At 59.0% G+C, this 19,344-nt stretch carries 16 protein-coding genes; 3 read left to right on the forward strand and 13 right to left on the reverse strand.

Annotated features, from left to right (window positions below):
• Positions 1-111: 111 nt before the first annotated feature.
• From pgi to dksA, 10 genes are all read right to left on the reverse strand, one after another.
• On the reverse strand, positions 112-1,776 hold the full coding sequence (gene pgi, locus FFH21_RS04355) for a glucose-6-phosphate isomerase (protein WP_004658628.1): 1,665 nt from the start codon (positions 1,774-1,776) through the stop codon (positions 112-114).
• A gap of 253 nt (positions 1,777-2,029) precedes the next feature.
• Positions 2,030-2,881, reverse strand: coding sequence for a pantoate--beta-alanine ligase (panC, locus tag FFH21_RS04360; RefSeq protein WP_011167750.1), 852 nt, complete (start codon positions 2,879-2,881; stop codon positions 2,030-2,032).
• A complete protein-coding gene (panB, locus tag FFH21_RS04365; protein ID WP_004658626.1) occupies positions 2,878-3,678 on the reverse strand; it encodes a 3-methyl-2-oxobutanoate hydroxymethyltransferase in 801 nt (266 codons plus the stop codon). Before panB ends, panC begins: the two co-directional genes overlap by 4 nt.
• Positions 3,679-3,906: 228 nt before the next feature.
• Positions 3,907-4,413 (reverse strand): 2-amino-4-hydroxy-6-hydroxymethyldihydropteridine diphosphokinase, encoded by a 507-nt coding sequence (gene folK / locus FFH21_RS04370; RefSeq protein WP_011167751.1) that lies wholly within the window; start codon positions 4,411-4,413, stop codon positions 3,907-3,909.
• A complete protein-coding gene (locus tag FFH21_RS04375; RefSeq protein ID WP_041924445.1) occupies positions 4,406-5,809 on the reverse strand; it encodes a polynucleotide adenylyltransferase PcnB in 1,404 nt (467 codons plus the stop codon). Before FFH21_RS04375 ends, folK begins: the two co-directional genes overlap by 8 nt.
• Positions 5,810-6,509: 700 nt before the next feature.
• Positions 6,510-7,943 carry a sigma-54 dependent transcriptional regulator gene (locus tag FFH21_RS04380; protein WP_004663726.1) on the reverse strand — a complete coding sequence of 478 codons (1,434 nt, stop codon included), beginning with the start codon at positions 7,941-7,943 and terminating at the stop codon, positions 6,510-6,512.
• 22 nt (positions 7,944-7,965) lie between these two features.
• Entirely contained in the window at positions 7,966-10,920 is a 2,955-nt protein-coding gene (locus tag FFH21_RS04385) for a sensor histidine kinase (protein ID WP_138858487.1), read from the reverse strand.
• Positions 10,904-11,080 (reverse strand): hypothetical protein, encoded by a 177-nt coding sequence (locus tag FFH21_RS04390; protein ID WP_002552060.1) that lies wholly within the window; start codon positions 11,078-11,080, stop codon positions 10,904-10,906. Before FFH21_RS04390 ends, FFH21_RS04385 begins: the two co-directional genes overlap by 17 nt.
• Before the next feature lie 98 nt (positions 11,081-11,178).
• Positions 11,179-12,066 (reverse strand): tRNA glutamyl-Q(34) synthetase GluQRS, encoded by an 888-nt coding sequence (gene gluQRS / locus FFH21_RS04395; RefSeq protein ID WP_011167754.1) that lies wholly within the window; start codon positions 12,064-12,066, stop codon positions 11,179-11,181.
• Between the two features lie 768 nt (positions 12,067-12,834).
• A complete protein-coding gene (gene dksA, locus FFH21_RS04415; RefSeq protein ID WP_002552063.1) occupies positions 12,835-13,275 on the reverse strand; it encodes an RNA polymerase-binding protein DksA in 441 nt (146 codons plus the stop codon).
• Between the two features lie 350 nt (positions 13,276-13,625).
• On the opposite strand from dksA, the gene FFH21_RS04420 reads away from it, so the two are divergent.
• On the forward strand, positions 13,626-14,798 hold the full coding sequence (locus FFH21_RS04420) for a pyridoxal phosphate-dependent aminotransferase (RefSeq protein WP_002552064.1): 1,173 nt from the start codon (positions 13,626-13,628) through the stop codon (positions 14,796-14,798).
• Entirely contained in the window at positions 14,798-15,511 is a 714-nt protein-coding gene (gene sfsA, locus FFH21_RS04425) for a DNA/RNA nuclease SfsA (protein WP_004658618.1), read from the forward strand. Before FFH21_RS04420 ends, sfsA begins: the two co-directional genes overlap by 1 nt.
• Positions 15,512-15,531: 20 nt before the next feature.
• On the opposite strand, the gene FFH21_RS04430 is transcribed toward sfsA, so the two are convergent.
• The gene (locus FFH21_RS04430; RefSeq protein ID WP_011167755.1) at positions 15,532-15,870 is read right to left on the reverse strand and encodes a Rieske (2Fe-2S) protein; all 339 of its coding nucleotides are present in this window, start codon (positions 15,868-15,870) and stop codon (positions 15,532-15,534) included.
• Between the two features lie 214 nt (positions 15,871-16,084).
• On the opposite strand from FFH21_RS04430, the gene deoC reads away from it, so the two are divergent.
• On the forward strand, positions 16,085-16,864 hold the full coding sequence (deoC, locus tag FFH21_RS04435) for a deoxyribose-phosphate aldolase (protein WP_011167756.1): 780 nt from the start codon (positions 16,085-16,087) through the stop codon (positions 16,862-16,864).
• 368 nt (positions 16,865-17,232) lie between these two features.
• On the opposite strand, the gene FFH21_RS04440 is transcribed toward deoC, so the two are convergent.
• Positions 17,233-17,577 carry a pentapeptide repeat-containing protein gene (locus tag FFH21_RS04440; RefSeq protein ID WP_002552068.1) on the reverse strand — a complete coding sequence of 115 codons (345 nt, stop codon included), beginning with the start codon at positions 17,575-17,577 and terminating at the stop codon, positions 17,233-17,235.
• A 101-nt stretch (positions 17,578-17,678) separates the two neighbouring features.
• Complete coding sequence (locus FFH21_RS04445; RefSeq protein ID WP_004658616.1) at positions 17,679-19,217, reverse strand: bifunctional aminoglycoside phosphotransferase/ATP-binding protein; 1,539 nt, start codon at positions 19,215-19,217, stop codon at positions 17,679-17,681.
• Between the last annotated feature and the right edge of the window lie 127 nt (positions 19,218-19,344).

The raw sequence follows: 19,344 nt of genomic DNA on the forward strand, positions 1-19,344 counted from the left end.
CGTCGGCACGCAGTTCTGGACGCTTTGCGTCCTCTTTGTGACGCAGAGCATCACGAACGGCATTCCCACGCGGAGCGTGGGAACGATGGTCATCACCATGAGAGGGACAAATCAGCCGCGGTGACGGCCGCGGAAGTAGTTGATCAGACCTTGGGTCGATGCATCGTCAGCCGGCTCTTCGGTGCCGCCGGTCAGACGCTGGTACACGGCCTTGCCCATTTCCTTGCCCAGTTCCACGCCCCATTGGTCAAAGGCATTGGTGCCCCAGATCACGCTCTGCACGAACACCTTGTGCTCATACATCGCCACCAGTGCGCCAAGACGACGCGGGCTGATGCGTTCGACCACCAGGGTGTTGCTCGGACGGTTACCGGGGATGACCTTGTGCGGTGCCAGTTTCTGCACCTCTTCCTCGCTCATGCCCTTCTCGCGCAGCTCGGCTTCGGCTTCGGCGCGGGTCTTGCCCATCATCAATGCCTGGCTCTGTGACAGGCAGTTCGCATACAGCCACTGGTGATGGTCGGCAACCGGGTTGAAGCTGACGATCGGCACAATGAAGTCGGCCGGAATCATCTGTGTGCCTTGATGCAGCAACTGGTGATAAGCATGCTGACCGTTGGCACCCACGCCGCCCCAGATGACCGGGCCGGTGTCAGTGGAGGTCGGCGTACCGTCCTGGCGGACGCTTTTGCCGTTGGATTCCATGTCCAGTTGTTGCAGGTGTTTGGTGATGTTACGCAGGTAGTGGTCGTACGGCAGGATCGCGTGGCTTTGCGCATTCCAGAAGTTGCCGTACCAGACCCCCAGCAGCGCCAGCAGCACCGGCATGTTCTGTTCGAAAGGGGCGCTCTGGAAATGCTGGTCCATCGTATAGGCGCCGGACAGCAGTTCCTTGAAGTTGGACATGCCGATAGCCAGCGCGATAGGCAGGCCGATGGCCGACCACAGCGAATAGCGACCGCCAACCCAGTCCCACATCGGGAAGATGTTTTCTTCACGGATGCCGAAGGCTACGGCTGCCGCGTTATTGCTGGAAACCGCGATGAAGTGGCGATGCAGTTCAACTTCGGAGCCGCCCTGCGCCAGGTACCAGGCGCGTGCAGCCTGAGCGTTTTTCAGGGTTTCCAGCGTGTTGAAGGACTTCGACGAGACGATGAACAGCGTGGTCTCGGCGCGAATTTTCATCGACAGTTCATGAAACTCGCTGCCATCGATGTTCGCCAGGTAATGGCAACGCACACCTTTGTGCGCGTAGGCCACCAGCGCTTCGGAGACCAGCTCCGGGCCGAGGAACGAGCCGCCGATGCCGATGTTCACCACGTCGGTGATCGGCTTTTCGGTGTAACCGCGCCACAGACCGTCGTGAATTCGGCCGACCAGTTCGGTCATCTGATTGAGTACGCGGTGTACGTCCGGCATCACATCGACACCGTTGACTTTCAACTTGTCGCCGACCGGCCGGCGCAGAGCGGTGTGCAGCGCCGGGCGACCTTCGGATGAGTTGACCAGCTCGCCATCGTATTGAGCCTTGATGGCGTCCTTGAGGTTCACTTCGCCCGCCAGGCTGACCAACAGATCACGGGTTTCGGTGGTGATCAGGTTTTTGGAGTAGTCGAGAAACAGACCGGCGCTGCTGAGGGTGAATTGGCTGAAGCGCTGCGGATCAGAATTGAACGCTTCGCGCATGCTGAAATTCTGCATGGACTGGCGGTGTTTGCTCAACGCTTGCCAGGCGGGCAGAGCGGTCACATCGGAAGGATTGCGGTAGTACGCCATCGCTGCGGGTTTCCTTTAACTGGTTCTGTCTTTGGATATTCTTGGGGCGAGGTCGCAAGCTTTCTCACGGGCTATACATAGCAGACTACCCTTCGCGTATCCGTTTGTCTGCGCCTCGCCTTACATGACCCCGGTACTTTTTCGCACACAAGAAACCGGGGCTTGCGCTCAAATGCTGTCGGTTGTGGTTCAGGCAACCTGTACCGGTATGGCATTGCCGGTGTGGCTTAGTTCATTGCCCCGGCGCATCCCGTCAGCTTCTGGTCAGGTGCAGATTGTCGATCAGGCGGGTTTTACCCAGGAATGCGGCGGCGAGGATGACCACATCGCGATTTTCGGCAGTGGTCGGGCGCAGGCTGGTGGCGTCACGTATTTCCAGATAATCGATACGAAAACCGGCTGCCTCCAGTTGCTGCTTCTTGCTCGTCAGCAGTGCGTCGAAATCCTGCTCGCCTGCGCTGATCGCGTCGGCGGTCTGGCGGATGGCCTGATACAGCGCGGGTGCCGCAGCGCGCTGAGCTTCATTCAGATAACCGTTACGCGAGGACAGCGCCAAACCGTCTTCGGCACGCACGGTAGGTTCTCCGATGATCTGGATCGGCATGTTCAGGTCACGGACCATGGCGCGAATCACCGCCAGCTGCTGGAAGTCTTTTTCGCCGAAAATCGCCAGGTCTGGCTGCACCATGTTGAAGAGCTTGCTGACGACCGTAGCAACGCCCTCGAAATGGCCGGGACGGCTCGCACCGCACAGGCCTTGCGACAGGTGTGGCACGCTGACCAGCGTCTGATCGGCCATGCCGTGCGGGTACATTTCCTCGACGCTTGGGGTGAACAGCAGGTTGCACCCGGCCTGCAGAAGTTTTTCCTGATCGGCCGCCAGGGTGCGAGGGTAAGTGGCCAAGTCTTCGTTGGGGCCGAACTGCAGCGGATTGATGAAAATGGTGGCGACCACGAAGTCGGCACGTTGGGCCGCCTTGGCGACCAGTGCGGCGTGGCCGCTGTGCAGGTTGCCCATGGTCGGCGTCAACGCGATCCGTTTGCCTTCGCTGCGTGCCCGCGCAACGGCGGCACGCAGTTCCTGTACGGTCTTTACTGTGTTCATGCCGAGAATCCGTGTTCAGTTGCCGGAAAGCTGACGTCTTTGACCGCGGCCACGTAGGCCCGGATAGCCGACTGGATATCGGGCTGACCGGTCATGAAGTTTTTTACGAATTTGGGTACGCGCCCGCTGATGGACAGGCCCAGCATGTCGTGCAGCACCAGTACCTGGCCGTCGGTAGCGCTGCCTGCGCCAATACCGATGACCGGAATTTTCACCGCCTGGGTGATTTCTTCGGCGAGTTCGCTCGGCACACACTCCAGCAGGATCATCGCTGCGCCCGCCTGTTCCAGCGCGATCGCGTCGGCACGCATCTGCCGTGCCTGTGCTTCCAGTCGACCCTGAACCTTGTAGCCGCCCAGTACGTTGACTGCCTGCGGCGTCAGGCCCATGTGTGCGCACACCGGGATGCCGCGTTCTGCCAGCAAACGGATCGACTCGCCAAGCCATGCAGCGCCTTCGACCTTGATCATGTGCGCACCTGCCTGCATCAGCGTCGCGCTGTTGATGAAGGTCTGCTCCAGCGTGGCGTTGGCCATGAACGGCAGGTCGGCGAGAATCATCGCGCCCTGATTACCGCGTTTGACACAGGCAACGTGGTACGCGGTTTCGGCGGTCGTGACGGGCAGGGTGCTGTCGTGACCCTGCAGGACCATGCCCAGCGAGTCGCCTATCAGCAGCACTTCGACACCCGCCTGGGAGGCCGTGTGGGCGAAGGTTGCGTCGTAGCAGGTCAGCATGGTGATCTTCTCACCCTTCTGCTTCATGGCCAGCAGCGACGTAACGGTTATGTTCGGCATGTAAAGTCCTCCATCAGGCGCTGTGAAGACGGGTGTTCAGCGCGTGAGAGTCATCCTGGAAAAGCAGGCACACCGTCGTGTCGCGGTGTTTTGCAAAGGCCTGTTTCGCGCCCGTTCGCCTGTGGTGCGGCGGCGGGAGGCCTATCTTCGTGAGGAGGGGGCGTGAAGTCAATTGAAGGTGTTACCTGTGCGTCGGACCGGTTACACATGTGCGGTGACAGACAGGCTTTATGCCTCGGCGGGCAGGCGTTCAAGGCCCGTAAACGGGCAGTCTTCAAGTAGACGATCGAGTTCGCGTCCGTCGGCCAGCGTCAGGCCTGGGGCCAGCTCTGCCAGCGGGTACAGCACGAATGCCCGCGCCTGCATGTGGTAATGCGGCACCTTGAGGCGCGGTTCATCGATCAGGCGATTGCCGAACAGCAGAATGTCGAGGTCCAGCGTGCGAGGCCCCCAGCGTTCATGGCGTTCGCGGCCCTGATCCAGCTCGATGGCCTGTAGGGCGTCCAGCAGGGTCAGTGGCGTCAGGGTAGTGTCGAGTGCTGCGACGGCGTTGGTAAAGCGCGGCTGGCCGGGCAGCAACGAGTCGCTGACATAGAACGATGACACGCTGGTCAGTTCACAATCGGGTAGTTGTGCCATTGCCTTGAGGGCACCGCGCAATTGCTCAGCCGGGTCAGCAAGATTACTGCCCAGGCCGATGTAAACGCGTTCAGTGGTCAACAGCGGTTCATTCACCGCTTTGCGCCTCGCCGGTGGTGCGCTTGCGTTTGGCTCCGCTGTTACCACGACGCTTGCGTGGCGCTGCGCCCGCCGCTTCGGGCTTGTTGCTCAGGTCACGAATCATGTCGCGGCGTTCGCTGTCGTTGCAGTCCTGATAATCGGTCCACCACTGGCCCAGACCATCGGTCTGCTCGCCCGCAGTTTCACGCAACAGGAGGAAATCGTAACCCGCACGGAACCTTGAGTTGTCCAGCAACAGGTCTGCACGTTTGCCCGAACGGCGCGGCAGGCGCTCCTGCATATCCCAGATCTCGCGGATCGGCAGCGTGAAGCGCTTTGGAATCGCGATGCGCTGGCATTGCTCGATAATCAGTTCGTGAGCGGCCTCCTGCATGGCTGCAATCGGTGGCATGCCGCGCTCCTGGGCGCGCAGTACCTTGGCCGGCAGGGCAGGCCAGAGCAGCGCGGCAAACAGGAATGCCGGCGTGACCGGTTTGTTCTGCTTGATGCGCAGGTCGGTGTTGATCAGGGCATTGCTGATCAGTGTATGGGTGTAGGTCGGGTTGTATTCCAGCGCCTTGGAACTGGCCGGGAACAGCGGTTCGAACAGTTCAAGGTCCACCAGCATTTCAAAGGTGGGAGCAGCATGCCCGGAGAGGAACAGTTTGAGCACTTCTTCGAACAGGCGTGCCGACGGAATATCGCGCAGCATCGGTGCCAGCGAGCGAATCGGTTGGGCGCTGTGCTTTTCGATGCCGAAGTCCAGCTTGGCAGCAAAGCGCACCGCACGCAGCATGCGCACCGGGTCTTCCTTGTAGCGTTGTTCGGGGTCGCCGATCAGGCGGATCAGACGGTTACGAATGTCGTGTACGCCATTGGCGTAATCCAGAACACGCTCGCTGACCGGATCGTAATACAGCGCGTTGATCGTGAAGTCGCGACGCTGGGCGTCCTCTTCAAGCGTGCCGTACACGTTGTCACGCAGAATGCGCCCGCTTTCATTGCGCGAGGACTGGTTGCTGTCCTCTTCTTCGTCATCCTGGGGATGATTGGCGCGGAAGGTCGCCACTTCGATGATTTCACGACCGAAATGGATATGCACCAGCTTGAACCGGCGGCCAATGATTCGCGCATTACGGAATTCGGCACGCACTTGTTCCGGCGTGGCGCTGGTGGCGACGTCGAAATCCTTGGGCGTGATATTGAGCATCATGTCGCGTACGCAGCCGCCGACCAGATAGGCCTGGTAGCCGGCGTTCTGCAGGCGCTCGACGATATTAACGGCATAACGGCTGAACTGGCTGCGTTGCAGCGAATGCTGGCTGCTATTGAGCACTTCAGGCGTGGTACGCGTATGTTGCTGCGGTTTGCGCAGTGGGGAACGAAATGACTGGAACAACTTCTTCAGCATGGGATGCACTGTTTGAAGGAATATTCGGCCAAAAACGTGGAATGACCGCATGATGGGCGGGGATTCTAGCATTTAGTCGGGGGATGGTGTAGGAAGCTGTCGCGGAAGGGCAAACGATGGCGCGTATTAACGCTGGGGAAGCTACTGGGGGAGCCGAAGCTCCCCCAAAGTGTGTGCTCTTTATTATTGTTTTCTGTATGGGCTTCTTGTTTTTGTTGAGTGCCCATTCACGAGACCTTCGTCTGTGAAACCTCCCAATCGGGAGTCAAGAGCAAACGGATTGCTTTGGTCGCTGCGTTGCAATGATCATTCGATCCAACCAGTTCAGGCTCTACCTAAGGGTAGTTTTTGTTGTTCTCGGCCTGGTTGCGGGGCAAGCCCCAAATACAACTCCTCTCCAAAAGAATCAGTTAGCTGCGCCTCCGCCGTGTTGTTCTTGTTATGCGTGAGTCGATTCGTGTTGTTTTTATTATGGGTGTCGTACTGCTTGTTGTTTTTCTTGTACTAAGCATATAGCAGAAGCTGTGCCAACTTTTGCGAAGCCCCGTAAACCGGGCGTTTGCGGGCGAAAGGCGGTTGTTGCGGGCATAAAAAAGCCGGGCCTGCGTTACCGTAAGACCCGGCTTTTGTTACGTGAAGTGTTTGCGGTAACAGTTTCTACCCGCTCTGCGCACCCCGTGCCAGAGCCTTTTGCCGCTTTTTACGTCTCGTTGGCGACGCCCTTGCGACGCGGAATGCCCAGACGCTGACGACGTTCCCACAGACACTTGCGACTGACGCCCAGTTTGCGCGCCAGCTCGGTTTCAGTCATATGGTCCTGATGCTCCAGAACGAAGTGCTGGAAATAGTCCTCAAGCGACAGGTCTTCGGCCGGCTCATTGCCCGTCGAGCTGGAAGACCCCGGCAGCGGTGCCATGCCCATGTACTCGTCGTCATCCAGACCATCGAGCTCGATGTCGATGCCCAGCAGGTCTGCGGTGATTTCCGGGTTTTCGCACAGGATCACCGAGCGCTCCACCGCATTTTCCAGTTCGCGTACGTTGCCTGGCCAACTGTAATGGCGAATGGCTTGTTCGGCGTCGGGGGAAAACTTCAGGTCGTCGCGACCGACCTTGGCGCTCTGGCGTACCAGAAACGCACGGGCGATTTCCAGAATATCGCTGCCACGCTCGCGCAGCGCGGGGAGTTTCAGGGCGATGACGTGCAGGCGGTAGAACAGGTCTTCACGAAACTCGCCATTTTTGGCCAGTGTCTTGAGGTCGCGGTGGGTTGCGGCAATCAGGCGTACATCAACCTTTTGCGATTGCACCGAGCCGACACGACGAATCTCGCCTTCCTGCAAAACGCGCAGCAGGCGTGCCTGGGCTTCCAGAGGCAGCTCGCCGATTTCATCGAGAAACAGCGTGCCTCCGTCAGCAGCTTCGACCAGACCAGCACGACCTGCACTGGCTCCGGTGAATGCGCCTTTCTCGTGACCGAACAATTCAGACTCGATCAGCGATTCAGGGATGGCCGCACAGTTGACCGAAATCATCGGCGCTTTGGCACGGCGTGACAGGTTGTGCAGGGCGCGGGCGACCAGTTCTTTACCGGTGCCCGACTCGCCCTGAACCAGAACATTGGAATCGGTCGGTGCCACTTTGCGGATCTTGCTGTAGAGATCCAGCATGGGCGGGCAAGAACCGATGATGCCGATCTCGCCATTATTATTCTGTGCCGGGCCTTTTTCAGCGCCGTTAGCCTTGGCAAGGGCGTTACGCTCGTCCTGAAGCCCCTTGACCGTCTGGCGATCACGCAGGATTCGCGAGACTGCTTGCAGCATTTCATCGTGATCGAAGGGTTTGGCGATGTAATCCACTGCCCCCATCTTCATCGAATCGACCGCTGAGCGCAGGCTGGCGTAACTGGTCATGATCAGCACCGGTTTGCCTTCGCCGAGCTTGATCAGTTCGGTACCCGGCGCGCCTGGCAGGCGCAGGTCGCTGACGATCAGATCAAAAGACGGAATGCTGAAGCGCTCCTGAGCTTCCTGAACGGAGCCGGCTTCACTGACTTCATACTGATTGCGTTCAAGCAGGCGACGCAGGGCTGAGCGGATAATCGTTTCGTCTTCGACGATCAAAATATGCGGCATTGATTCAGTTCTCTCGACGGTCTCAGTTCACGGTGGACGTCGCGTCGACATGACGTGGCAAGGTCACCCGAATACGGGTTCCACGCTGCTGCTCGGGATCGGCCGGACTGTCGATAGTGATTTGTCCATAATGCTCTTCAACGATGGAATAGACCAGCGCGAGGCCAAGTCCGGTTCCTTCGCCAGGCTCCTTGGTAGTGAAGAACGGCTCGAACAATCGGTCCATGATTGCCTTTGAAATCCCACTGCCTTCGTCTTCGACGATCAGGTCCACCGTGTGCTCGGATACTTCGCTTCTGACCCTGACCGCACTGCCTGCCGGGGATGCGTCGCGGGCATTGGAGAGCAGGTTGATCAGCACTTGTGCCAAGCGCTGCGGGTCGCCGACAGCCCAATGTTCGGGGTTGCACAGGTTATAGAAGTGTACTTCGAAATTGCGCCGGTTAAGCGCCAGCAGACCAATAGCATCCTGGGCCACCACAGCCAGACAAACGGCCTCGTCGCTGTGCTGGTGAGCCCCCGCGTGGGCAAAGCTCATCAATGACTGGACAATGCGCGACACACGTTTGGTCTGTTCAAGTATCTGACTGCTGATTTCTTTCAGTTCGCCGTCTTCTTCACGCTCTTCACGCAGGTTTTGCGCGAGACAGGCAATGCCGGTGATCGGGTTGCCGATTTCGTGCGCCACGCCTGCTGCCAGTCGACCAATGCTGGCCAGCCGCTCTGAGTGCACCAGCTTGTCTTCAAGCATCTGCGTGTCGGTCAGGTCCTCGACCAGCACCACCAGGCCACTGTTGCCAGGGGCGAGAGGCTCGTTGATGGCCGCCTTGTGCAGGTTTAGCCAGCGGGTCTGGCCGTCCAGACCGAGTTTCTGCTTGTCCAGGTGCTCATCGGGCAGGCTGGCAAAGCCGGTCAGCAGGCTTTTCCAGGGTTCGGCAATGGTTTCCAGTCGCGAACCGACCACGCGCTGGGCGACGATGCCGGTCAGCTCTTCCATCGCCCTGTTCCACATCAGGATCTCCTGATCTTCGGCCAGCGAGCACACACCCATCGGCAGTTCCTGCAGGGTCTGGCGGTGGTAGCGGCGCAGGGCGTCGAGTTCGGCAGCAAGGCCGGTCAGGCGCGAGTGGTAGTCCTCAAGACGGCTTTCAATAAAATGTATGTCTTCGGTGACATATTTTTCGCTGCCCGATTTGTACGGCAGGAAGGTTTCCACCATGTCCTGGGCGACACTTGGCCCCATCAACCCGGACAGGTTGGCCTCGATCCTGTCGCGCAGGCGGCGCAGGGCATAAGGACGGCGCTCGTCGAATGGCAGGTACAGATCGCGCAGCGCCTGTTCGACTTCCTTCTGTGCGGCTTTCGCGCCCAGCGGCTTGGCCAGTTGGGTGGCGAATTCCTGGGGCGACACGGCATGCAGTTCACGGCGTTGCGGGCGGCGCACGTTATCGACCGCGCAGGCCTCGGCTGCACCGACTTCTTCAGGGCTGGCATTGGTGAACAGGGATATCAGGGTGAACAACAACACGTTGGCCGCGAGGGACGCGATAGCTGCCATGTGCCAGCTGGTGTCGTCCAGCACGTAGATCATGTTCAGCCAGGGGATATAAAAGCCCTGCAGGTTGCCGATCAGCGGCAGCAGCATGCTGACTGCCCAGACCGCAATGCCGGCCAGCAGGCCTGCGATGAAGCCTCGCCGGTTGGCGGTCGGCCAGTAAAGCACCGACAGTACGCCCGGCAGGAATTGCAGCGTCGCAACGAAAGCGACGATGCCGAGATTGGCCAGATCCTGCTGGGCACCGAGCAGCAGGTAGAAGCCGTAACCCAAGGCAATGATCGCCACGATCAGCCCGCGTCGCGTCCACTTCAGCCAGCGGTAGATGTTGCCCTCGGCTGGCGGCTGATAAAGCGGCAGCACCAGATGGTTGAGGGCCATGCCGGACAGCGCCAGCGTAGTCACGATGATCAGCCCGCTGGCCGCCGACAGCCCGCCGATATAGGCGAGCAGGGCCAGCGACTTGCTGTTGGCCGCGATACCGATCCCGAGGGTGAAGTATTCCGGGCTGGTCGTGGCCCCGAGTTTGAGCCCGGCCCAGAGGATCAGTGGAACAGCGAGGCTGATCAACAGCAGAAACAGTGGCAGCCCCCAACTGGCGCTGACCAGCGAGCGCGGGTTGAGGTTTTCAGTGAAGGTCATGTGATACATGTGCGGCATGACAATCGCCGAGGCGAAGAACACCAGCAGCAGGGTGCGCCAGGGGCCTTCCTGCAACGGCGTGTGCAGCGAGGCGAGGGCAGTCTGGTTCTGCAACAGCCACAGTTCCAGCTGTTGCGGGCCGTCGAACACGCCATACAAGGCGTACAGCCCGACACCGCCCAGTGCAATCAGCTTGATCAGCGATTCGAAGGCGATGGCGAATACCAGCCCTGCGTGCTTCTCACGGGTTGCGATGTGTCGCGAGCCAAAGAAAATAGTGAACAGGGTGATCAGCGCGCAAAACGCCACGGCCACCCGATCCTGCACCGGTTCGCGGGTCAGAATGCCGATGGAATCGGCCACTGCCTGAATCTGCAAGGCCAGCAACGGCAGTACGCCGATCAGCATGAATACGGTGGTCAGCGCACCAGCCCAGGTGCTGCGAAAGCGGAAGGCAAACAAATCGGCCAGCGATGAAAGCTGATAGGTGCGGGTGATTCTGAGGATCGGGTAGAGCAGCACTGGCGCAAGCAGGAATGCACCGGAAACCCCCAGGTAGCTGGACAGAAAACCGTAGCCATACTGATAGGCCAGGCCGACCGTGCCATAAAACGCCCAGGCGCTGGCGTACACGCCCAGTGACAGGGTGTAGGTCAACGGATGACGGATGATCCAGCGTGGAATAAGGCCGTGCTCGCTGACCCAGGCTACACCGAACAGCACCAGCAGGTAGGCGGCGCTGACCATCAGCATCTGCGTCAGACTAAAGCTCATCGGCATCTCGCTGGCTCTGCAGAATGAACGTCACCACGATCAGGATCAGCCACAGCATGTAGGGGCGATACCAGGCACCGGTCGCATCGATCCACCAGTCCATGATGGCCGGAGAGAACAGATAGATGCCTACCACCAGAAGCAAAACCAACCGGTATATGTACATCTGGTCTCCCTGTGCTGGTAGATGAGGAGCGGCATGTTAACGGATGCCGGATAACCTGCAAGCATACTTGCGTCGCAGTTTGCGGCGACCGCTCTGGATCAGTCTATCCGGGCTTCTTCAATATTGCGTAGTCTGGGGATCAGGTCGGCGTTCCAGTGGCCGATTCCCCAGGCAAGCACTTCCTGCGCGGTGCCATCGTTCATGTGCGTATCGAGTGGTTGTCCCAGTGCCCGCAATGCCCGAATCAGCAGAGGGGTGGCCTGTTCGGCCGGCAACGGTGGCGAGCGATAGGATTTGCCGAGCTTGTGGCCATCCGGCTGGATGATCAGCGGCACATGCAGGTAGCGTGGCTGGGGCAAGCCCAGCAGTTCCTGCAAGTACAACTGGCGGGGCGTCGAGTCCAGCAGGTCGGCACCGCGCACGATATCGGTCACGCCTTGCCAGGCGTCATCGATTATCACGGCGAGCTGATAGGCATACAGGCCGTCGCGCCTGCGGATCACGAAGTCACCGCTTTCGCGTCCCAGGTGCATTTTGAATGTGCCCTGCACACGGTCTTCGAAGCGATATTCAAGCTCCGGGACCCGGATGCGGATTGCGGCATTCTCGGGTGCATGTCCCGCATTGCGGCAAAAACCGGGATACACGCCTTCAAACGGCTCGAGCTGTTTGCGCGAGCAGGTGCAGGCATAGGCCAGGCCATGATTGAACCAGCGCTGGAGTATTTCGGCGTAGGCATCATGGCGCTCGCTCTGCCGAGCCATCTCGCCATCCCATTCAAAGCCGTAGCGCTCAAGGGTTTCAAGAATCGCGGCTTGCGCGCCGGCCACCTCGCGCGGCGGGTCCAGGTCTTCCATGCGTAACAGCCACTGGCCGCCGACTGCGCGAGCGTCCAGATAGGACGCCAGCGCTGCGACCAGCGAGCCAAAATGCAGATAACCACTGGGAGTCGGCGCAAAGCGCCCGATATAGGCCGGTTTTTTCATGGGCGGGATGTTACGGGTGGCTAGCTTGAGTGGGCAAGCGAAACGCGGTTGGTCTTCACGCGGACTCTCGTGACGATGTTCACTCTGCGCCGCGTTGCTCGTCCAAGACCGGACGCAGAGCGTCCAGAACGGCATGCGACGCGGAGCGTCGCACGATAGTTAATACTGTCACGCCCTACACGCAGCCGCTGCCAACGCAAAGCTTTTCGGTCGCGATAGCACTGGCGACGCAAATTGCGACGTTAGTGACGGCTGAGTCCTGGCGCTGATCCGGGGGTAGCCTGGCAGGACGCCAGGCTAGCCGCACCGGGCCATGGGTGACCCGTTGCGGCGACCCCCGGATCAGTGACAGGGCGAAGGAACCCGACGAAGTCGGGCCGGAAACAGGAGCGAGGGGATTTGCCTACTTTGGCCCCATCAAAGTAGGTCGCCGAGGGGCGAAAAGGGGACTTGAGCAGAATCCAACCCACCTGACATCACAGAACTGCCATGTGACGCAGAGCGTCCAGAACGGCATGCGACGCGGAGCGTCGCACGATAGTTGAGATTCTCGTTCCTCACGCTCCAGCGTAGGAATGCCTTGGGCGACGCTCCGCGTCACAGATTTGTGCCGCATCGCACATTCAAGATCGGACGCAAATCCAGAACGACGAACCGAAGTGAAGCGTCGGCACGATAGTCAACGCGCGTATTGGCACGAGGGGCGTGATTCCAACAGGCACAAAAAAAGACGCCGAAGCGTCTTTTTCAGTCAAAGGCGGCCCCAGGTCACTTACCGACCTGTTTTTCCTTGATTTCAGCAAGTGTCTTGCAGTCGACGCACTGGTCGGCAGTCGGGCGCGCTTCAAGACGGCGAATGCCGATCTCTACGCCGCACGATTCACACCAGCCGTATTCTTCGTCCTTGATCAGTTGCAGCGTCTTGTCGATCTTCTTGATCAGCTTGCGTTCGCGGTCACGGGCACGAAGTTCGAGGCTGAACTCTTCTTCCTGACTGGCACGGTCGGCCGGGTCGGGAAAGTTGGCTGCTTCGTCCTTCATGTGGTCTACCGTTCGGTCGACCTCTTGCATCAAGTCCTGCTTCCACTTGTTCAGGATCTTGGTGAAGTGCGCGCGCATGGGCTCGCTCATGTACTCCTCACCCTTTGTTTCCGGGTAGGGTGCAAAGCCGCCGATTAGATGGCTGTGTTGCTTTTCTGGGGTGGGCATGTCTGGACCGCCTCTCACTCTTCTAATCTATTGCGCAGGATTGTTCCATCACCGACACCCGTCGGCCCTGCAGCTGCAAGCGGGCGAACTTACCAGATCAAATCGGAGTGCGCTACTCCCGGTTGTCGAGCATGACGACGCCGTCCGCGTATAGAGATGGCTATTTCACATCTGCCCTTCACTTAAATGAACTCTAGTCGATGCGTACCGTCGTAGCTTTCTTTTATTCAGCATTCGACGACTGGGTTTTTCAGCCCGTTAAAGCACCGTAGTGCGGTCGGTTCGGTAGAATCATGCCGCGTCGTCATGACAATCATGTTTTTAATACCCGCACCCATAAAGGAATATCCATGCCCCAGCCTTACAGTGCACGTAGTCGCGCCATCGAACCTTTTCATGTCATGGCTTTGCTGGCGCGTGCCAATGAACTGCAGGCAGCGGGTCATGACGTTATTCACCTTGAAATCGGCGAGCCCGATTTTACGACTGCGCAGCCCATCATCAAGGCTGGCCAGGCGGCGCTGGCAGACGGCAAGACTCGCTACACCGCCGCTCGTGGTCTTCCGCAACTGCGCGAAGCGATTTCCGGATTCTACGCCCGACGCTACGGCGTTGATATTGATCCCCAGCGCATTCTGGTCACGCCGGGCGGTTCGGGCGCGTTGTTGCTTGCCAGCAGCCTGTTGGTCGATCCGGGCAAGCATTGGTTGCTGGCCGACCCTGGCTACCCTTGCAATCGACACTTCCTGCGTTTGATCGAGGGCGAGGCGCAACTGGTGCCGGTCGGTCCGCAAGAACGCTATCAACTGAATCCCGAACTGGTGGCGGCTCACTGGAACCAGAACAGTGTCGGCGCACTGGTGGCATCGCCTGCCAATCCTACCGGCACGCTGCTGAATCGCGACGAACTGGCAGCCTTGTCACAAGCGCTGAAAGCTCGCAACGGCCACCTGGTGGTGGATGAGATCTACCACGGCCTGACCTACGGCGTGGAGGCCAGCAGTGTGCTGGAGGTTGATAACGAAGCGTTTGTCCTCAATAGTTTTTCAAAGTATTTCGGCATGACAGGCTGGCGCCTCGGCTGGCTGGTTGCACCGCAAGACGCCGTGGCCGATCTGGAAAAACTGGCGCAGAACCTCTACATCAGCGCACCAAGCATGGCGCAACATGCCGCGCTTGCCTGCTTTGAGCCGCAGACACTTGAAATATTCGAGCAGCGGCGCGCCGAGTTCGGCCGTCGCCGGGACTTCCTGTTGCCTGCGCTGCGCGAACTGGGTTTCGGTATTGCCGTCGAGCCGGAAGGGGCATTCTATTTGTACGCCGACATCTCGGCGTTTGGCGGCGATGCCTTCGCGTTCTGCCGGCATTTTCTGGAAACCGAGCATGTCGCTTTTACGCCAGGCCTGGACTTTGGTCGCCATCAGGCTGGGCATCATGTGCGCTTTGCCTATACACAGAGCCTGCCGCGCCTTCAGCAGGCAGTCGAGCGAATTGCTCGCGGTTTGCGTAGCTGGGGTGCCTGATGCGTTTTGCTCCGCAGCTTGAACAGGGACGCCTGCTGATTCGTTACAAACGCTTTCTGGCTGATATCGAAACCGACAGCGGCGAGCTGTTGACCATTCACTGCCCCAACACCGGTTCGATGCTCAACTGCATGATGCCCGGTGGGCGTGTGTGGTTCAGCCGTTCAAGTGACCCGAAGCGCAAGCTGCCGGGCACTTGGGAAATCAGCGAGACGCCGCAGGGCAGGCTGGCCTGTATCAACACCGGGCGAGCCAATACGCTGGTTGAAGAGGCCTTGCGCGCCGGGGTTATCAGCGAACTCGAGGGGTTTACGACGCTCAAGCGCGAGGTGGCCTACGGGCAGGAAAAGAGTCGTGTGGACTTTCGCCTTGAATACCCTGATGGCTATCTGTATCTGGAAGTGAAAAGTGTCACGTTGGGTTTCGATGATTCCAGTGTCGCTGCGTTTCCCGACGCGGTTACCCAGCGTGGTGCGCGGCACTTGCGTGAACTGGCCACGCTGGCGCGCGAGGGCGTGCGGGCCGTGTTGTTGTATTGCGTCAACCTCACCGGTATCGACGCCGTGCGACCCGCAAAGGAGATCGATCCGGTTTACGCGGCTGCGTTGCGCGAAGCCATTGACGCTGGTGTGCAAATTCTTGCCTACGGTGTGCACCTGACGCCAGACGAAATTGTTATTGACCGACGACTGCAGGTGCACTGGCTGGATTGAAGCGTTCTGGGCGTGACGAGTCAGCCCTCGTCATCCTCCATGGGCAGCGACACCCAGATCCCCTCAGCATCTTCACGGCTCTGGATCGCCGTCAATGATTGGCCTTCGCAGGGGCCGGCAACGCATTCGCCATTCTCGATCAGAAACAACGCCCCATGCATTGCGCACCGGATCAGGCTGGCGCTGCTGTCGAGGAATTGATCCGGCTGCCATTCCAGGGCGATACCGCGATGCGGGCAGCGGTTTTTGTAGATGAACACTTCACCCTGACGACGTACTGCCAGCAATGCGTGCTCGCCTAGCTCGAAACCCCTGCTTTGGGCTTCGTGCAAGTGACTTGAGGTGCAAAGGAATTTCAAGAAGCCTCCACAGGCCTGTTTTTTGTGTAGACGCCTGACCTGGGTAGTCTGACAGCTTCTTTGGGTTGTCGCGTTGTCGTACGCGGGGCTTGTTACAGGCTGCGTCAGTTTTTTCCTGTCTTCCTGTGGCTTTTTTCTCTGAGCATGGTCCTTGCGCCTTCTGGCCTTCAAGCCCGTATATCGTTCTGCTCATGTTTTGCAGAGCGAATACGCCATGAAAGAGATGACAGCAGATGATGAGCGGCTGGCGCGTCAGGTCATAAGGCTGCTTGAGCTGTTTGCCCTCAATGCCGACGATACGGAGCAGCGCATCGTCGGCATTTGTCAGCGCGCATGGACGCCTGTGGGGCAGGTTGCCGCGGTCTGCGTGCAGCCGCGTTTCGTGTGTCTGGCGCGCACCACCCTGGACCGTATGCTGGCGCATGACATCAAGGTTGTCGCCATAGTCAATTTCCCTCACGGCAGCAGCAACATTCAGTCAGTGACCTCGCAAGTTCGCGCTGCGCTGCTGTCCGGCGCGGACGAAATAGATGTCGTGTACCCCTTTCGCGCACTGCTCGGTGGGGACAGGCAGCCCGGCCTTGAGATGATATCGGCGTGCAGCTCATTGTGTGCAGGGCGGGTCAAACTCACCGCGACACTTGAAACCGGCGATCTGCGCGATTCCCAAATGATCCTCAATGCCTGCCGCGATGCGATTGTTTCGGGTGCCGACTTTATCAAAACCAGCACGGGCAAATCAGCCACCCACGTTACACCGCAGGCTGCGCGGGTGATGCTCGAGTCTATCGCGGACGTCGGCGGGCAGGTGGGGTTGAAGGTTGCGGGAGGGATCCGGACGTTCGACGAGGCACGTTTTTACATGACGCTGGCGCGTGCCCGTTTTGGTCGGCAATGGATGAACGCCGGGCGCGTGCGGTTGGGCGGCTCAAGCTTACTGGACGATTTGCTGGCCAGACTTGGCCTATATGAGTCGTATGGCAACGGTTTTTGAGCGGTGGGCAGCTTTTTGAAGGACAAAAAAAGACCCGGCAAAGAGCCGGGTCAAAAACCGTGATTAGCCTGATGAGGAGATAATCTGAAAGTCCGAACCAAGGTCTTTCAGTTACCGTCCAGTCTCGCGACCGGATGCGATAATCATAACGATTCTCATTTCTAAGTCAACAGTTCTTTTGAACCTGTCCATGCTCATCACCTGACAGCTATCCATAGGCCAAAAATGCGTTGCACGGCATAACGGCTGGCTGCGCATGGCCGCGATATTTAGAGGGGGAGTTTCGGAAATGAAGCGACGCAGCGCCAGCCTGACATGCATTGCGCATGCAGGCTGCGACGGTTTTACGGTTTTACGGTTTTACGGTTTTAGCGGGTGCGATAGCGCAGACGCGTACCGAAATTTACCGACATCAGAATCTCGTCAGCCGAGAGCTCGGCGGGGAAGAACACGCCTGAAATCTGTGCATGAGCGATACTCGCACCTTCCATAGGCGTGTGCCGCAGGTCCAGGCCGCGAAGGTCGGCAGACCGGAAATAGGCGTCGGTGAAGTCGATACCGGCGGTGTCCAGTGCCCGCAGGTCCAGCCCTCGAAAGTCACCCCCGGCCATGTCAATTGTGCCCGTCCGCGGTTTTTCCTGGTTGAAACCTTCGACATCATCTTTGCGCAGCAGCATATAAAGCGGTGAGTCGATCTGTTTGGGCTGGCTCATGATGGCCTCGGACATGTGGTTGCGTTGGAATTATGACGCCATTATATCGCCATCATTGTGAGGCCGTGAAGCATTACCCGCTCAACGGCCATGTACCGGTTTTACAGCCCCGGCAAGCGCTGGCGCAGGTTGTCGATGAGGCTGTCCAGCTCACTGCTGATGTGGGTGGCAACCTTCTTGCTGCGCAGCGTTTCCTCTGCGCTCAGCGGTTCGCGGTTGGCCTGCTGGGCCTCGATGACCTCCAGGGTTGCGTCGGAAGGATCATTGTTCTGTGCCTGACGCTGGGCAAGCCAGCCAGCGATCACTGCCTGTGGTGCTTCGCAATCGAGGATCATAAACGGCACGCCGGTGTTTTCGGCGACTTTTGCCGCTGCATCACGCTGCCCATGCTTGAGGTAGGTGGCATCGATCACTACCGAGAAGCCTGCGCGAAGGGTTATACCGGCAAGTTCGTGCAGGTGTGCATAGGTTGCATCGTTGGCTTGCGCGCCATACATCTCTTCATCTCGCCCGGCAAACAGGCGCTTGCGCTCTATGTCCGAACGCAGGCGAATGGCGCCCAGCGATTCCACCAGGCGCATTGCGACATGGCTTTTGCCGACGGCTGATACACCGTGGGTAATTGTCAGGAACGGTGAGGGAATGGCGCTGTAGCTTTCGGCCAGATTGGCGTAGTTGCGGTATTGACGAAGCGTCGCTGCGCGCTGCACACCGTCGGCATCGGATGGCTGGCTGAACAGGGCCACTTTGGCACGAACCATCGCCCGATAAGCCTTGTAGAAATTCAGCAGTTCCAGGCCTGCGTAGTCGCCGGTGACTTCCAGGTACTGGCTGATCAGGCGCCGGGAAAGGGATTTCAGGCCGCGGTCCTCAAGGTCCATTGCCAGGAAGCCGATGTCGGCGTACACGTCGGTCTTGCGGAACGGTTCGTTGAACTCGATGCAGTCAAACAGCACGACCTTGCCGTCAATCACTGTCGCGTTGCCCAGATGGATGTCGCCGTGGCATTCGCGGATGAATCCGTCGGCCTTGCGCTGAGCCAGCAGTGGCTTGAGCCGCGCAAAGCTCGACTCTGCCCACGCCTGCAGGGCATCGAGCTGTGCCAGGTCGGATTTTTCGCTGATCAGTGGACGAATCTGCTCAAAATTCTGTACCACAGGGGCCATCACGCTGTCTGGCGAGCCCAGTTCGCTTTCGGTTCCGACCTGCGGCGAGCTGAGGTGGAAGCCTGCGATCTGGCGCGCCAGTTCGTCGATATGCGCAGTGGTCACCTCGCCGTTGGCCTGCAGGGTGCTGAGCAGGCCGTCCTGTGAAAACTGCTTCATCTTCAAGGCGTATTCGATGACTTCGCCGTCGCCGCCCAATTGCGGCGCGTCGACGGTGCCGGTGATCGGCAGCACTTCGATGTAGAGGTCGTCGGTCAGGCGCTGATTGAGGCGCAGCTCTTCGTGGCAGAAATGCTTACGCAGAGCCAGCGTAGTAAAATCCAGGAAACCGAAGTTCATCGGCTTCTTGAATTTGTAGGCATACGGGCCAGTCAGCAGAACCCACGAAATGTGCGTTTCGATGAGCTGGAAATTCTCCACCGGATGTGGGAAAAGAGCAGGGTTCTGCAGGGCAGCGATCAAAGACTGGCTCACGGGCGATCCTTCAGGAATGTGTTCAAAATGTAAGTACGCGATGCCGCCATTATGGCCGCTTGGCGCGAGGCTGCAAACCGCTGACTCGGGCGTCTGTCGATCCTTGCTAAAGTGCGTATAATCCGCG

The organism is Pseudomonas sp. KBS0707 (genome assembly GCF_005937945.2).
Classification (GTDB): domain Bacteria; phylum Pseudomonadota; class Gammaproteobacteria; order Pseudomonadales; family Pseudomonadaceae; genus Aquipseudomonas; species Aquipseudomonas amygdali.

What these genes read in the sequence shown, in the direction of transcription:
- pgi (WP_004658628.1), bottom strand. Translation starts at nt 1,776, where the DNA reads ATGGCGTACTACCGCAATCCTTCCGATGTGACCGCTCTGCCCGCCTGG.
- panC (WP_011167750.1), bottom strand. Translation starts at nt 2,881, where the DNA reads ATGAACACAGTAAAGACCGTACAGGAACTGCGTGCCGCCGTTGCGCGG.
- panB (WP_004658626.1), bottom strand. Translation starts at nt 3,678, where the DNA reads ATGCCGAACATAACCGTTACGTCGCTGCTGGCCATGAAGCAGAAGGGT.
- FFH21_RS04375 (WP_041924445.1), bottom strand. Translation starts at nt 5,809, where the DNA reads ATGCTGAAGAAGTTGTTCCAGTCATTTCGTTCCCCACTGCGCAAACCG.
- FFH21_RS04380 (WP_004663726.1), bottom strand. Translation starts at nt 7,943, where the DNA reads ATGCCGCATATTTTGATCGTCGAAGACGAAACGATTATCCGCTCAGCC.
- FFH21_RS04385 (WP_138858487.1), bottom strand. Translation starts at nt 10,920, where the DNA reads ATGCCGATGAGCTTTAGTCTGACGCAGATGCTGATGGTCAGCGCCGCC.
- FFH21_RS04390 (WP_002552060.1), bottom strand. Translation starts at nt 11,080, where the DNA reads ATGTACATATACCGGTTGGTTTTGCTTCTGGTGGTAGGCATCTATCTG.
- gluQRS (WP_011167754.1), bottom strand. Translation starts at nt 12,066, where the DNA reads ATGAAAAAACCGGCCTATATCGGGCGCTTTGCGCCGACTCCCAGTGGT.
- dksA (WP_002552063.1), bottom strand. Translation starts at nt 13,275, where the DNA reads ATGCCCACCCCAGAAAAGCAACACAGCCATCTAATCGGCGGCTTTGCA.
- FFH21_RS04420 (WP_002552064.1), top strand. Translation starts at nt 13,626, where the DNA reads ATGCCCCAGCCTTACAGTGCACGTAGTCGCGCCATCGAACCTTTTCAT.
- sfsA (WP_004658618.1), top strand. Translation starts at nt 14,798, where the DNA reads ATGCGTTTTGCTCCGCAGCTTGAACAGGGACGCCTGCTGATTCGTTAC.
- deoC (WP_011167756.1), top strand. Translation starts at nt 16,085, where the DNA reads ATGAAAGAGATGACAGCAGATGATGAGCGGCTGGCGCGTCAGGTCATA.
- FFH21_RS04440 (WP_002552068.1), bottom strand. Translation starts at nt 17,577, where the DNA reads ATGAGCCAGCCCAAACAGATCGACTCACCGCTTTATATGCTGCTGCGC.